1 protein-coding gene is annotated in these 246 nt (G+C 66.3%); it reads right to left on the minus strand.

Features of this window, described 5'->3' with window-relative positions:
- A partial coding sequence (locus tag ACZYOF_RS45030) for a transposase (protein ID WP_463719731.1) occupies positions 1 to 246 on the minus strand: 246 nt, incomplete at both ends.

Raw genomic sequence — 246 nt, forward strand, 5'->3', positions numbered from 1 at the left:
CCTTCGACAACGCCTTCGCGCCGTCGGCGATGAACAGTCTTGGCACCGTCGGGTCGAGCCCGCGCGAGACCAGGTTGTCCAGCAGGGCCTGAACCGTTGCGGCATTCTCGGTCGCCCCTTCCACCAGCGCCAGCGGATGCTTGTTGCCTTGGCCGTCAACCCCGATCGCGGCGACCAGCACGAGATCGTCGCCGAGATGCAGCCCGTCGATTTGGACCACCAGAAGGTCGAGCGCGGACAGATCGG

The organism is Bradyrhizobium sp. LeoA1Lang, from assembly GCF_055413685.1.